Below are 14183 nucleotides of genomic sequence, written 5' to 3'. Positions count from 1 at the left end.
TAAGATGGCTTGCTGCTTTTTGACCTATTCATTTGGTGAATGAACCCTCCCTGTCGCCTTTTCTCCACCGCCTGCAATATAAAAAATAACAGAACTTCTCTGTTAGCAGCTAAGCCCATGTTCTACGCTTTGTGGGCGCCCTTCGCAACAACGCTCATTCAATCTGCAGCAAAATAAAATGAGTAAAATGAGCAGAAACGATCCACACTGTAAACTAACTGTTTTCACCTCTCCTCCTGATAAAAATTCAAGGCAACAATCAACACCCGCCCTCTTCCCTTTTTTTCACTGCACATGTAAACACAGCGGTACACTTTATTTTTCAAAAAATCAGGTGCCGCCAGGTTTTCAATTCGGTATCATGTATTTTCAGTTTTTTCTACATTGATGCAGCAGACGACTACTGGAGCAGATATGAATGAACCGATTGTGAAAACAAACACTAAAAATGAAATATGTACTGTAACCATTAACAGGCCTGAAAATTTAAATGCTCTCAACAGCGAACTGCTCGACGCATTGGCAAAGAGCATTGAAGAGATCAGCACTGACAACGAAATTAAAATTGTTATTATCACGGGGTCGGGCGACAAAGCTTTTGTTGCTGGAGCAGATATTTCTGAAATGACGGAAATGAATCCTGTCCAGGCGCTCCATTTCTCACGTAAAGGACAAGGACTTCTCGGCAAAATTGAGTCAATGGAGAAAGTTTGTATCGCTGCAGTAAATGGTTATGCATTGGGCGGTGGATTTGAACTCGCCCTCGCCTGTGACTTTATTTATGCATCAAGCAATGCCCAGTTTGGTCTACCCGAAGTCACCCTTGGAATCATACCTGGGTTTGGGGGTACGCAAAACCTGCCGCGGCTTATTGGCCCAAACAGGTCGCGGGAGCTCATTTTCAGCGGAAAAATGCTGAGTGCCGAACAGGCAGAAATATGGGGTATTGTCAACAAAGTGGTCGAACAGGATACTTTGCTGGCAGAAGCAAAAAATATAGCGACAACAATGCTGAAAAACGGACTAACAGCCATTGGCTTTGCCAAAGAAACGATCCGCAGTGGATTGAATATGCCCAAAAACGAGGCCATCCTCCACGAAAGTTCCATTTTTGGCGGTCTTTTTTCTACTTTCGATCAAAAAGAAGGGATGTCCGCTTTTCTTGAAAAAAGAAAAGCTCTTTTTAGCAATGTGTAATGTGCATGTGGCAGACAGGGTACCTGTTCAAAAAGTGTAACCATTTAGAGGTGCTACAGCTGTGTAGGTGAGTCGCCTGCAAAAAATAAGCGGCGGCGAACAATCACCAAGTTAAATCATTTTTTGCAACTCTTCAGCGCACCATAAACACTCTCGCCTTCATCTCGAGCTGAACAGTCACCGATTTTTCTTGCAGACAACAACCATGCTCCCTCCGCGAAAGAGCTTGGCAATTGATCGGGCAAACGGTCGCAAGTACCATTTTGACTTCAATCGTTGATAAACATGTCCCGAACGATACGTGTGCTCATCCACTATGCTAAGCCCCATATTGCTAATCAATTGTCGCAGTGAAGTAGAAGAAAAATGGTGTTGATGATAGGGAATCTGCCACCCTTCCCATTTACGTTCATTCATGCTGCAATCGATAGAGTCATGTACCGGCACATCAATAACGACGACACCGTCATCATGGAGTAAAGAACAAAAGTGCTCCAATGTTGCCGTCGGCTCTATAAAATGCTCCAAGCTGTGCCAAAAGGTAACCGCATCAAAGGGCCCTTGTTGCTCTGTAAACTCCTGCACTTCCCTTTCATCTGTAAATAATTCTATTCCTAATTGTTGCTCGATATACGCCTTGTTGGAAGAAGAGACATCAAAACCATATGGGGTGTATCGATCTTTGCAGGCATACAGAAAAAAACCGAGACCACAGCCGACATCCAACACTTTGCCGTGTGCTATTTGTTTTTTGACTACCTTAATGCGATGGTCTTCCTGCCGTTTTTTGCGCTGGAGTTCTTTTTCTCCCGGAAGACAAGCCTCGTACTGATCAGTAAAATATTCTTCATCATACAGACGATCAAGCTCTCCCGGCGCTAGTCTGGGAAGCGTTATTCCATGGCCGCATTCCCCGCATATTTCTACTCGGTAGTCCATAAAAGAATGCACTTTCACATAATCTGTTTGCTCGCATATGGGACACAACTGATTGTTCATAAAAACACTCCTTGCCTGCTCATGTGTTTTTTCTCTGCCTACGAGGAGAATTGAATATATTCGCCATCATGCCCAGGCATATCCCGGCCAGGATTTTACTTATTTTGTTCTCTGGTTCACAGCACCGACACCATCTTTCATTAAAGGCTCTGCTCCCATTAAATGCAACATATTAGTAAGTTATTCCAAGATAAAACTGACAACCACTTGGTTTCACATCTCTTCTCTCCTTTTCAATTGTTCCCCCCCTGCACGTGGTTGAGGCAGACTAAAAAAAGGATGCATTTATTAAAGCACCAACGTTATCTGTAGAGGCCTTTTTTAACCGGCTGAAATGGAGCAGAGTTTCTCAACATAATGGCCCGAACTATGCAACAAAAGGATGCAATCTTTTTAGGAGAAAATATATGATATCAATTGCCCTTTTCCCTTGTAGGTTCACCGATGCTGCACGGATAATAGGTGAGTTATCCTACACCCTTTGCCAGCCTGTTTATACTGATAGCATGTTGCTTGAAGAAATGAGTAAAAAAGAAGGTATCCCGATTAAGACGCTGCAAGAAAAACTATTTTCCGATGACCAGCTAACACATCGGCGCAGCATGGAAAAGGGGATCCTGATTGATCTCCTCCGGCAACGCTGTACAGGTCTTCTGGCCGACTCTACAAACTATATCTACTACGGTTTTTTCAGTTCATTACTGGAATCCAACGACCATTTGATCCAAAAAATATTGATTTTATCAGATGAAAAAAGCCGAATTCGACGAGCAATCCGTCAAGAGAAAATAAACAAGGAAAGTGCACGAAAATTAATCAAAGAATACGACCAAAAGGCTGCTTGCTGGACCCAATTCCTTTTTAACAAATCCCCTTACAGCCCGGATTTATATGACACGGTTATTCGATATGAAGGCCAGGATCTACTTGATGTGATCGCCTATATTTTCATGCTTCAAGAAGAGCGGGTTCAACATAACAAATCAGACGCTGCACCTTTTTTCACGTAACAAAGCTGATAGATAACCTATGAGAATTCCGAGTTCAACCAGATTGAAAAAGCCATGCAGAGGGCCACATCTTTTCGCATCGCAGTAACGGATGTAAACAGCCATATACGAACTTTGATTCAGCGGGAACTCACCCAAGAGGCCTACTCTGCGTTCTGTGTACATTGTGAAGATGACGTTCATGCCTTAGTTGAGCACCCCCTTATGTGTGATCTGATCATTCTTGATCCTGAACTTTTCCACCCCTATGGCACTCCCCTGCTCAACACCGTACTCAAGACCTATTGTGCAAAGGAAATTATACTGCACACCTACCAGGGAATACTCGCCCCCTTGCCTGAGAGGGAGAATATTGTCCTGATCGAGAAAAATGAGGCAAGTATTGTGGCTATCAAAAATAGGGTTCATAGTTGCCTTAAAAAGGTTCATGAAAAACATATTGGTCATTGAAATTTTTCTAAGAAGTGTCAGCATTTTTTACAGTCTGTAAAAAATGCTGACAAAAGAAACTCAGTCTTTGCGGAATCCCTGTTCGCCAATACAATATTTTTCCATTTTTGCATGTAGAGTCGGCCTGGTGATTCCCAACACTTTTGCGGCCTGGGATTTATTGTTTGCCGTCAGCTCAAGTGCTTCCTTAATCAGGAGTGTGGCAACCTGTTGCAGACAAAATTCATAGGCCTTTTCCTGCTCACCATTTGTGAGTACCGCCCGAACCCACTGTCTAACCTGCTCTGTCCCGACTTTTTTTCTGGTATCCGACTCCTCAACAAGGTGGGGAAAGCTGATATCTTCGGGCGCAATAGGTGCACCACGGTTGAAAATTAGCGTCTTTTTTAAGGTGTTGGATAACTCACGAATATTACCCGGCCAATCGTATTGCTGTAATTTCACCATGGCCTCATCGGTTATCCCAGGGCTTGCACCAGACATTTTATGCGAAAGACGAAGCAACAGATAATTAACCAAAGTAGCGATGTCGTCTTTTCGTTCGCGCAGCGGCGGCATGGTTATGGTAACAACGCGCAGACGGTAATACAGATCTTCACGAAAGCTGCCATTCTTTACCGCAGCTTCCAAATTTTTATTGGTCGCAGCAATAATTCGAACATCGACATCAACGGGTTCTTTGCCACCCAATCTTTCAATGCTTTTTTCCTGCAGCAGGCGGAGCAATTTTGCCTGAATACTGAGCGGCATATCACCAACTTCATCAAGAAAAACAGTGCCGCCTTGTGCCTGTTCTATCTTGCCCAGACGACGGTGGGCAGCCCCGGTAAAGGAACCTTTTTCATAGCCGAACAGTTCGCTTTCCAAAAGTGTTTCCGGAATAGCCACACAGTTGACCACCATAAAAGGCTTATCCGCCCGATTGGAATAATTATAAATTGCCCTGGTGGCCAGCTCTTTGCCTGTACCGGATTCTCCACGAATCAATACCGTGGCATCGGTGGAGGCTACCCTGCCTATCCCCTTGTATACCTCAAGCATTTGCCTACAGTTACCAACCAGGGCATCTCGACTGGAGAAATCCATTTTCTGCGGATTAACATCCACAGGAGAAGACATACAACGCCCGGTGAATACGGCTTTCTCTATAAGTTGAAGCATATCAAGGACATCAAAAGGCTTATAGATAAAGTCATAGGCTCCTTTTCGAATCACCTCAATAGCAGTTTCGGTACTTTCAAAGGCAGTAACAATGAGAACCGGCAGCTTGGGAAACTGTTGATGCAGGATGTCAAAAACCTCCAGACCGGTCATGTCCGGCAGGCGCACATCCAGGACAGCCACATCAGGCTGGGACGCTTGTGCCGTGGCGATACCTTCCTTTCCACTCAAAGCAACTTCTGTTGTGTAGCCTTCCTGGATAAGAATTTTTGAAAAACTGCTGCACAGTTGCCTGTCATCGTCAATGATGAGAATCAAGCTCATGGACACTCCTTGAGACAGGTATTTTTATTATAACTTCCGCTCCGTTCTCTGTGGATGAAACCAGCAATCTCCCCTTGTGTTCATCAACAATTCTTGCAACTATACTCAGCCCAAGGCCGGAGCCATGCTCTTTTGTAGTAAAAAAGGGTGTTGTGATCTTATGGATAATAGGTTCCGGAATTCCAGGACCAGTGTCTGTAATACGCAGAACTGCCAATTCGCCTAGCAACGGGTCTTGCTCACGTGTCTGCCTGATATAAATCTCTCCGCCGTCCTTCATGGCCTCACAACTGTTGGTGATCAAATTAACCAACACTTCCCTTATCCGGTCGCGATCCATCCATATGGTTGCTTCATTGTCGACACTTTCAACAACAAGAACTGTATCATACTGTTCAAGCCTGTATTTGAGCAGATTTGCCACAGAACTGATCAAATCGCCAAGACGATATTCTTTAAACTGGAGTTTGGGGGGACGGGCAAACTCTAGAAAAGCCGTTACTATCTTGTCTATCCGGTCAATTTCGTCTGAGATAACGTGCAAATCTTCATTTTGGGCATCGTTTAAATCAAGAGAGCGGGACAGGGAAAACATTCTCATTTTGATAGAAGTAAAAGGGTTCCGCATTGAGTGGGCCACGCTGGCGGCAAGCTCTCCCACAACGGCCATCCTTTCAGCATGGAGCAAGTTTCTTTTACTTTTTTTCAACTCGTCGTGGGTCCGGTCAAACTCGCGCATCATCCCTTTCAGGGAGTGGCTTAATGATCCCACCTCATTCATATAGCTGTCTTGGGGAGTACTGCCGGTTTCAATGGCCAAATCCCGTATTGGCTGAAGTATCTGCTTATAGAGCACGGAAAAAAACAGCAAACACAAAACAACAAAAACACCTATGCACCAATAAGCCAAAAAGGTGATTTTTGCAGCTCCATGGGTCGCTGTTTTTTCCGTTTCCTGGATAACTATCCATTGTTGCTCACGAAGTGTTTTACACAGTGTAAGCAGGCTGAAAAAAACATCACGCTGCTGTGCGTGGGAATTGGAGATCCCTTCCATGGATTTTCCTGCCTGGTAGTCGTGAATGGCACGTTCTTTGATCTGCCCGTACTTTTCGTACTCAACAACAATCTGCTCCAAAATATCTTTCTGTTTCGGAGCAAAATGTAATGACTGCGCCTTTTTCAATTTTCGTTGAAACATAGAATGGAACCGGTCAACAGCTTCCAACCACTCTTTGTTTCCATCAACAAAGTAGTAGGTCAGCAATCCTTTCTGATCAGCCAGAGCCATTTCCATCTCCTGTGCGGTTCTATACTGGACCAGGTCTTTCTGCACAACCCTGCCAAACATACCCGTAACCTGCCGGGTATTCCACACCATAACCAGACTGCACCCCACTACCATCATAGTCATGGCGGCAAATATACAAATGAGCTTGGTTCTCAGGCTGATGTTCATCACTCCTCTTCTCTCTTTGCAACAATAAGCTACCTTAACAAAAGTAACCTCTCTCCTTCTACAATCATGGTATCGGACTTGCAACAATCTAACCAGAGCAAACCAAAGACATGTTTAATCGACAGAGAACGTCTTCACATAAAACAATGAGTGCTGGATATGAAAAAAGCTGCATCTATTTTTAAGATTATTTTTTTTCTCCTGCTTGCAGGTATGGCTATGGGCACCTGGTACTACTATAAAGGCCAAAATAACAAGAGTCTGCCGCAATATATAGCTTCCGGTAACGGTAGGATAGAAGCAACAGAATACGATATCGCCACCAAATATGCCGGCCGCCTTGACGAGGTAATGGCCGAAGAAGGCGATATGGTAAAAAAAGGACAGCTCCTTGCCAAAATGGATACCTATACTCTGGAAACCCAGCTGCGAGAAGCCAAAGCTTACCTGGTTGAGGCAAAGGATAAAAATGAATATGCCAAAGCCATGGCGGCTGTACGTGAGAGTGAACTCAACTTTGCCTTCCGGGAAAAAGAGCGTGCGATCAAACTTTCCCATTTCAACAACATCTCCCAAAAAAAACTGGATCAGGCCATTACCGATTATGAAAGTGCGAAAGCAGAATTGCAAGCTGCCAAAATTCAGATTACCCGAGCTGCATCGGGCACCGAAGCTGCCGCAGCGCGTATTGAGCGACTGAACGCCGAACTTGCGGAAATGGAACTTGTATCGCCGATTAACGGACGCATTCTCTACAAAATAGCCCAAAGCGGAGAGGTGCTTGCCGGGGGCGGCAACGTTTTATCCGTGCTTGATTTAACGGATGTATACATGACCATTTTTCTCCCCACGGCACAGGCTGGAAAAATCTTTATCGGCAGTGAGTCCCGCATTATTTTTGATGCTTTTCCACAATTTGTCATTCCGGCCAAGGTTTCTTTTGTTGCTCCCCGCACCCAATTTACCCCCAAGGCCGTTGAAACCAGAACAGAGAGAGAAAAGCTTATGTTCAGGGTCAAAGTCAAAATAGATTCCACCCTGTTAAAAAAATATGTAGACGTTGTCAAAACCGGTTTGCCGGGAGAAGCCTTTATCCTCATGGATGCACATGCAGCCTGGCCGGAAAACCTGCGCGTTGCCCTGCCACAATGAAAACTAACGCACCCATTATTCTTTCCGAGCTCAGGCACCGCTATGGAAAAAACCAGGCTCTGCACGAGACATCGCTGACTATCCCTGCCGGTAAAATGGTTGGTTTGATAGGGCCGGACGGAGTGGGGAAATCTACCCTGCTAGGCCTCATTGCCGGTGCCCGTAAAATACAACATGGCAGCATTATGGTTTTTAACGGCGATATACGCAATCAGCACTTTCGCAACACCATTTCTCCGCGCATAGCCTTTATGCCACAAGGACTTGGCAAAAATCTCCATGCCACCCTTTCAGTGTTTGAGAATATAAACTTTTTCGGACGCTTATTCGGTATAAAAACTACACAACGGCACCGGCAGATCAAAAGACTCGTCGAGGCAACCGGACTTGCCCCTTTCCAAGATAGACAGGCAGGAAAATTATCAGGAGGAATGAAACAGAAACTGGGACTGTGTTGTGCACTGATCCATGATCCCGACCTGCTCATTCTTGATGAACCCACCACTGGAGTTGATCCGCTTTCCCGTCGCCAATTCTGGGAGTTGGTAAAGCAAATACGTGATCGGCGCCCAGGCATGAGCATACTTATTGCCACCGCATACATGGACGAAGCTGAAGGATTTGACTGGTTGATCCCCATGAATGACGGCAAAGTATTACAGACCGGCACATCAGCAGAACTCAAACAACTGACTACAACCGAGACTCTGGAAGCAGCCTTTATTGCTCTGCTCCTGCACAACAAAGGGTATAAAAAAAGAGCGCTAACCATCCCCCCCTTGCAAGGCAAGACCGATAAAATTGCCATCTCTGCTCAAGGATTAAGCAAAAACTTTGGCCATTTTACAGCAGTGGACAAGGTAGACCTGGAGATCAGGCAGGGCGAAATATTTGGTTTTCTCGGCTCCAATGGCTGTGGCAAAACAACCACTATGAAAATGCTCACTGGTTTACTGCCGGCCACCAGTGGGAGTGCCCGCCTGTTTGACAACCCGGTGCAGGCCGATTCAATGGCAACCAAGCACCGAGTGGGATACATGTCCCAGGGTTTTTCACTCTATGAAGAACTGACAGTGATGCAGAACCTGCACCTCCATGCACGACTCTTCAATCTTCAGGAAGACGATGCCAGGCAGCGTATCAATTCCCTTTTACAAAGATTTAATCTTGTGTCGTATGCTGATGAAAATGCAGGCACCCTCCCCCTTGGAATACGGCAACGCCTTTCCCTGGCTGTCGCTGTAATCCATACCCCGGATCTCCTTATTCTTGATGAGCCGACCTCTGGTGTTGATCCCATTGCCAGAGATAGCTTCTGGGAACTGTTGATTGAGCTTTCTCGAAACCAGGGAGTCACCATCTTTATCTCCACTCATTTCATGAACGAGGCTGAACGCTGTGACCGTATTTCCCTGATGCATGCCGGCCGGGTACTGGTCACCGACGCGCCAGAGGCTATTCGCCGATCGCGAGGAACGTCAAATATGGAAGATGCCTTTATCGCCTACCTGGAAGATGAACAGGACCCGGAAATACCCTTTCCTCAGAACACGCAACTCAGCGGTCAACGCATCGAGAGTACACACAACAACACATTTGATATTCGACGCCTCCTGGGCTACAGCATACGAGAGTCATTGGAAATCCTTCGAGATCCGGTATTGCTCGCCTTTGCCTTGCTGGGCTCCGCTTTGCTGATGCTGGTTTTAGGATACGGTATTTCACTGGATGTGGAGAATTTAACCTTTGCGGTCCTGGACCGGGATCAGAGTCCGCTCAGCCGTGACTATATCCAAAATATTGCAGGTTCCAGGTACTTTATTGAACGCCCTCCTCTTTACAGTGAGGAGGAATTAGATAAAAGAATGCGTAGCGGTGAGCTCAGCCTGGCCCTTGAAATTCAGCCGGGCTTCAGCGCTGCTCTGAAAAGGGGGCGAATGGCAGAGATAGGTGTATGGATTGACGGCGCCATGCCCTTTCGCGCCGAAACCATTAATGGCTATGTCCAGGGAATGCATCTCAGCTACCTGACTGATCTTGCCAAACGTAAAACAGGAGAAGATATAACGTTACTCCCGGCTACACTTCAACCTCGCTATCGCTATAACCAGGATTTTAAAAGTATTCATGCTATTGTGCCCGCAGTTATTCCCCTGCTGATGATGTTTATCCCGGCAATCCTTACCGCCCTTTCCGTTGTCAGGGAAAAAGAACTCGGCTCCATTGTTAATCTCCACGTTAGCCCCTCTTGTCGGTTGGAGTTCTTACTAGGCAAACAAATGCCATACATTGCCCTGAGTATGGCTGGTTTTCTCTGCCTTATCCTGGTGGCAGTTTTTGTTTTTTCGGTACCGCTTAAAGGGGATATATTTTTTCTGTGCCTTACAGGACTCTTGTATGTAAGCGCTTCCACTGGATTTGGCCTTTTATTATCTTCCTTTACCCGAACGCAGATAGCAGCTCTGGCAGGCACTGCCATTATAACCTTACTGGCAACCGTTAATTTTTCAGGCATGACCGAACCGGTAAGCTCCCTTGAGGGCATGGGAAGGATTATTGGCGACAACTGGCCGGCCTCCTCTTTCATCATTATTGTCCGAGGCGTTTTTACCAAAGGCCTGGGATATGGCGACCTGGCACGCGAATTCAGGCATCTGGTTATTTTTGCACCGGCATTCACTCTTTTGAGTTTGCTGCTCCTGGAGAAACAGGAAAAATGAACGTACAGCACATCTCCGTAAAAACGGTTTACAACCTCTTTCTCAAAGAAATAAGCAGCATCCGGCATGATAAGATATTGCTGGCGCTGATCATATGGGCGTTTTCAGGAGCAATTTATGTTGCAGCAACAGCAACCTCAACCCAATTGCACAAAGCCCCCATTGCCATCGTTGATGAAGATCAATCGCCGCTCTCCAAACAAATTGGTGATGCTTTTTATGCGCCTTATTTTAACAAACCTGTCTCCATTACTTTCCCTGAGGTCGATCCGGTATTGGACTCTGGTAGCTTTTGTTTTGTCCTTATTATTCCATGCAATTTTCAACGTGATGTTACAGCCGGCAAACAACCTGAGTTGCAAATTAATATTGATGCAACCAGAATGACCCAATCATTCATCGGCAACAGCTATATCCAGAGTATCATTCAAGGCGAATTAACGAACTTTACGGGGAGTATAGACAGCGGGACAGAGCTCCCCTTCACACTGGTCCCTCACTATAAATACAACCCCAACCTGAGCAGCGACTGGTTCGGCAGCATCATGGAAATCCTCAGCAATGTTACTTTTCTCTCTATTATTCTTACTGGGGCAGCAGTGCTTCGGGAACGTGAGCATGGAACATTGGAACATTTACTGGCCATGCCGGTAAGCCCGATGGAAATCGTGGCCTCAAAGGTTATTGCCAACGGGGTGGTAGTTTTGGTTGCGGTGGTGTTATCACTGTTTATTATGGTTCGCGCGGTCTTGGGAGTGCCGATCCATGGCTCGATTGCTTTATTTGTGGCAGGAACGGCCCTGCATCTCTTTGCCACCACCTCGCTGGGTATTTTTCTTGGCACCCTGGTCCGCTCCATGCCGCAACTGGGCCTGCTCCTGATCCTGACCATTCTCCCCCTGCAACTGCTCTCCGGCAGCATTACTCCCCGTGAAAGCATGCCTGATATCGTGCAACATATTATGCTGGCATCACCCAGTACCCATTTTGTCTCTTTTGCGCAGGCGATTCTCTATCGGGGAGCGGGGCTGGAGACAGTGTGGCCACAATTTATTGTACTGGCTATCATTGGTTTGATCTTTTTTATTACAGCCACTGCCAAATTCAGGCAATCTGTTGCCGACAATTAGAGGGTACTACCAGCAGTATCAGCAGAGAGATGTGGAGGAATCCTGACCAAAAGAGCTGCTCAGCTTTATATGGCTACGCCCTTATCCCTGGTCAAGAAAGCTATCCCTCTTATACAACCCCATAGCCACACACCTTTCTTTTTCACTCCAATTACTCTAAAGGTATCGCATTAATGCTTTGAACCCAGTACTATCTTCGCCCGAAAATTAACAAAAAAGCAGAGTGACCAATGCGCCGGAAAAAACACTAGCGTCGAAATATCCCCTGCAAAAATGATCACCTTGCCAAAATAATGAATTGCAAAGTATTCAACGACACAATTCAAGGTACAAAACATGCAAAAGTTGGAACGGAAATATGGGATTTGGACAGCTACCGCCATGGTGGTGGGCATTGTCATCGGTTCCGGAGTATTCTTTAAGGCAGACGATGTTCTGGTCGCCTCGGGTGGAAGCTTACCAACAGCATTGCTTGCCTGGGCCATTGGAGGGACGATCATGGTCATCACCGCTTCGGTCTTTGCCAGGATTGCAACCAGAGTAGAGAAGGTCAATGGTGTTGTCGATTATTTTGAAGAGGCGTACGGTCCAAAAGCCGGATATTTGGTGGCCTGGTTTATGACCTTTGTCTATTACCCGACACTGGTAGCCGTACTGGCCTGGGTATCGGCAAACTATACCGTCAGCCTCATGGGCATCGAAAAACAAGTGTGGCTCGTGGCGAGTTTTTACATGGTACTTTTTTTCCTCTTAAATATTTATTCTCCGATATTGGCAGGTAAATGGCAGGTCTCGACCACAATTATCAAACTTATTCCTTTAGCACTGGTGGCTGCGGTGGGCTGCGTTTCAGGACTTGTAAGCGGGCAGACGTTTTCGAGTTTTGCCAATGCAGCACAAAACGTCACCTCCGGGGGTGGTCTTGCTGTAGCAACACTTGCCACAGCTTTTGCTTATGAGGGGTGGATTATTGCAACCTCGATCAATGCTGAATTAAAAGATGCCAAAAAAACGCTACCCAAGGCGCTTTTCTTCGGTGCTTGCCTGGTGGTTGTCATTTATATGCTCTATTACCTCGGTATTTCAGGAATCCTGTCCAACGATGAGGTCATCGTCGCAGGAAACGATGCACCCGTAAAAGTTCTGGCAATTATTTTCGGAAAGCTGGGTGGAACCCTCCTGTCCGTATTTGTGATAATCTCGTGCCTCGGTACCTTAAACGGCCTTATCATGGGCTCGAGCCGCGGAATGTATGCTATCTCCTCACGAGGGCAAGGGCCGAAGCCGGCATTCTTCAGTCGCGTAGACCCACGCACCAACAGTACGATTCTCTCCGCACTCGTCGGTTTTACCATGTCCTGCTTCTGGCTCATGGTCTGGTACGGAAATTTTGCAGGCTGGTGGGGGAGGTTCATGGATATCTCCGAACTGCCCATCGCGTTTCTTTATGTCATTTACATTTCTCTTTATTTCTGGGTAATGCGAACATTTACAGATTGCAGCTTCTTTATCAGATATCTCATGCCGTTGTTTGCCGGCGTTGGTTCGTGTTATATTATTTGGGGAGCTGTGCAAAAGGACATGTTTTTGCATTTCTTTCTGCTCACCCTGATTGTGATAGCGGCAGGCCTGCCCTACATGAAAAAAAATCATTTCCCGCGCTAAAATAAACTGGGCAAGCAAGCTGCTCTACCCATTTCACCAGGCTACGCCTACGGGGTCAAGTGGGCCAAGATGATCATACGATATTTATTGGCCATAACAAGGCAAGTGTAAACTCCCATAAATTGGGCTAAAAGATAATCATACAAGATGCCCGTAACATTACACCAGGGTTAATGGAGACTGATGATGGCAGTTATAAAGTGGCGTGATTCCTATAACACAGGAATTGAGGCTGTTGATTTGGAACATCGCAAACTAGTCGAGCTTATTGAAGCGATGTACATAAACGTCCGGGATAAAAAGCCTAAAGAAGCCGTTGAGAAGGTGATGAAGGAAATTGTAGACTACACGCAAAATCACTTTACCAACGAAGAATCGCTGATGCAAAATGCGCAGTACCCAGAACTTGATGCCCATAAAACGGAGCATCAAAATCTGATAGATGAAGTTGCTGTCTTCCAAGACCGTCTGCTCAATAACTTTCCGGATGGCAGAGAGGACTTGTATCATTTTTTGCGGGAATGGCTAATCAATCATATTCTTGATTCAGATAAAAAATTCGCTGATTATATGGCTGACAAGCAGTAGGCATCCTCAAGTATCAACAATGGCGGTTGTTCTCAGATAAAAAATTTTGACAGCCTTGGAACGTAACCCAACAACAGCATTTGCAGTGAGTCCGGCAAAGGGTCAAGCGTTTTAAAACCAAGCCATAATATGCACAAGCAACGTATTGACACGTTGCGACAGATCTTGCTGTGCTGCAAGGGAATCACAAAAAATCTACTCTCCAATCTACATGATGCTGATCGATAAGCCCTCACAATAGCGCGCAGTTTTATGATCCATATTGCCAATGTAATTGTTTAGCAGGCTCAAAAAGGGTCTCACTGTTGCATTGTCTATTGTGCAACAG

Annotated in this window: 11 protein-coding genes; 8 read left to right on the top strand and 3 right to left on the bottom strand. The window is 45.8% G+C overall.

The window, feature by feature from the left end; translation table 11 throughout:
- Positions 1 to 414 precede the first annotated feature (414 nt).
- Positions 415 to 1197, top strand: a complete 783-nt coding sequence (locus tag ACHZCY_RS23495) for an enoyl-CoA hydratase/isomerase family protein (protein WP_319550610.1) — start codon at positions 415 to 417, stop codon at positions 1195 to 1197.
- A gap of 177 nt (positions 1198 to 1374) precedes the next feature.
- Here ACHZCY_RS23495 and ACHZCY_RS23490 read toward each other — a convergent pair whose 3' ends face one another.
- Positions 1375 to 2196, bottom strand: a complete 822-nt coding sequence (locus ACHZCY_RS23490) for a class I SAM-dependent methyltransferase (RefSeq protein ID WP_205220658.1) — start codon at positions 2194 to 2196, stop codon at positions 1375 to 1377.
- Positions 2197 to 2603: 407 nt separating this feature from the next.
- On the opposite strand from ACHZCY_RS23490, the gene ACHZCY_RS23485 reads away from it, so the two are divergent.
- Positions 2604 to 3206, top strand: a complete 603-nt coding sequence (locus ACHZCY_RS23485; RefSeq protein ID WP_319550609.1) for a cytidylate kinase family protein — start codon at positions 2604 to 2606, stop codon at positions 3204 to 3206.
- A 54-nt stretch (positions 3207 to 3260) separates the two neighbouring features.
- Positions 3261 to 3656 (top strand): hypothetical protein, encoded by a 396-nt coding sequence (locus tag ACHZCY_RS23480; protein ID WP_319550608.1) that lies wholly within the window; start codon positions 3261 to 3263, stop codon positions 3654 to 3656.
- A 60-nt stretch (positions 3657 to 3716) separates the two neighbouring features.
- On the opposite strand, the gene ACHZCY_RS23475 is transcribed toward ACHZCY_RS23480, so the two are convergent.
- Together ACHZCY_RS23475 and ACHZCY_RS23470 are read right to left on the bottom strand one after the other, a co-directional pair.
- The gene (locus ACHZCY_RS23475) at positions 3717 to 5141 is read right to left on the bottom strand and encodes a sigma-54-dependent transcriptional regulator (protein WP_205220661.1); all 1425 of its coding nucleotides are present in this window, start codon (positions 5139 to 5141) and stop codon (positions 3717 to 3719) included.
- Positions 5119 to 6600, bottom strand: coding sequence for an ATP-binding protein (locus ACHZCY_RS23470; protein WP_319550607.1), 1482 nt, complete (start codon positions 6598 to 6600; stop codon positions 5119 to 5121). The genes ACHZCY_RS23475 and ACHZCY_RS23470 overlap by 23 nt, the downstream gene beginning before the upstream one ends.
- 159 nt (positions 6601 to 6759) lie before the next feature.
- Here ACHZCY_RS23470 and ACHZCY_RS23465 point away from each other — a divergent pair, with 159 nt between their 5' ends.
- The 5 genes from ACHZCY_RS23465 (at position 6760) to ACHZCY_RS23445 (ending at position 13855) form a co-directional block, all read left to right on the top strand.
- Positions 6760 to 7752 carry an HlyD family secretion protein gene (locus ACHZCY_RS23465; RefSeq protein WP_319550606.1) on the top strand — a complete coding sequence of 331 codons (993 nt, stop codon included), beginning with the start codon at positions 6760 to 6762 and terminating at the stop codon, positions 7750 to 7752.
- Positions 7749 to 10472, top strand: coding sequence for a ribosome-associated ATPase/putative transporter RbbA (rbbA, locus tag ACHZCY_RS23460; RefSeq protein ID WP_319550605.1), 2724 nt, complete (start codon positions 7749 to 7751; stop codon positions 10470 to 10472). Before ACHZCY_RS23465 ends, rbbA begins: the two co-directional genes overlap by 4 nt.
- Positions 10469 to 11602: an ABC transporter permease gene (locus ACHZCY_RS23455; protein WP_319550604.1), complete on the top strand. Its 1134-nt coding sequence runs from the start codon at positions 10469 to 10471 to the stop codon at positions 11600 to 11602. The genes rbbA and ACHZCY_RS23455 overlap by 4 nt, the downstream gene beginning before the upstream one ends.
- Before the next feature lie 336 nt (positions 11603 to 11938).
- Positions 11939 to 13267 (top strand): APC family permease, encoded by a 1329-nt coding sequence (locus ACHZCY_RS23450; RefSeq protein WP_319550603.1) that lies wholly within the window; start codon positions 11939 to 11941, stop codon positions 13265 to 13267.
- A 183-nt stretch (positions 13268 to 13450) separates the two neighbouring features.
- Positions 13451 to 13855: a bacteriohemerythrin gene (locus ACHZCY_RS23445; protein ID WP_205220667.1), complete on the top strand. Its 405-nt coding sequence runs from the start codon at positions 13451 to 13453 to the stop codon at positions 13853 to 13855.
- Positions 13856 to 14183 lie beyond the last annotated feature (328 nt).

The organism is Desulfogranum marinum (assembly GCF_963675105.2).
In the GTDB taxonomy this organism is placed as follows: Bacteria; Desulfobacterota; Desulfobulbia; order Desulfobulbales; family Desulfobulbaceae; genus Desulfogranum; species Desulfogranum marinum.
The sequence above is the reverse complement of the archived record's forward strand: the minus strand, read 5'-3'. Positions and strand labels throughout refer to the sequence as shown.

Excerpts from the sequence above, each read along its gene's own strand:
- ACHZCY_RS23495 (WP_319550610.1), top strand. The coding sequence starts at position 415 with ATGAATGAACCGATTGTGAAAACAAACACTAAAAATGAAATATGTACT.
- ACHZCY_RS23490 (WP_205220658.1), bottom strand. The coding sequence starts at position 2,196 with ATGAACAATCAGTTGTGTCCCATATGCGAGCAAACAGATTATGTGAAA.
- ACHZCY_RS23485 (WP_319550609.1), top strand. The coding sequence starts at position 2,604 with ATGATATCAATTGCCCTTTTCCCTTGTAGGTTCACCGATGCTGCACGG.
- ACHZCY_RS23480 (WP_319550608.1), top strand. The coding sequence starts at position 3,261 with ATGCAGAGGGCCACATCTTTTCGCATCGCAGTAACGGATGTAAACAGC.
- ACHZCY_RS23475 (WP_205220661.1), bottom strand. The coding sequence starts at position 5,141 with ATGAGCTTGATTCTCATCATTGACGATGACAGGCAACTGTGCAGCAGT.
- ACHZCY_RS23470 (WP_319550607.1), bottom strand. The coding sequence starts at position 6,600 with ATGAACATCAGCCTGAGAACCAAGCTCATTTGTATATTTGCCGCCATG.
- ACHZCY_RS23465 (WP_319550606.1), top strand. The coding sequence starts at position 6,760 with ATGAAAAAAGCTGCATCTATTTTTAAGATTATTTTTTTTCTCCTGCTT.
- rbbA (WP_319550605.1), top strand. The coding sequence starts at position 7,749 with ATGAAAACTAACGCACCCATTATTCTTTCCGAGCTCAGGCACCGCTAT.
- ACHZCY_RS23455 (WP_319550604.1), top strand. The coding sequence starts at position 10,469 with ATGAACGTACAGCACATCTCCGTAAAAACGGTTTACAACCTCTTTCTC.
- ACHZCY_RS23450 (WP_319550603.1), top strand. The coding sequence starts at position 11,939 with ATGCAAAAGTTGGAACGGAAATATGGGATTTGGACAGCTACCGCCATG.
- ACHZCY_RS23445 (WP_205220667.1), top strand. The coding sequence starts at position 13,451 with ATGATGGCAGTTATAAAGTGGCGTGATTCCTATAACACAGGAATTGAG.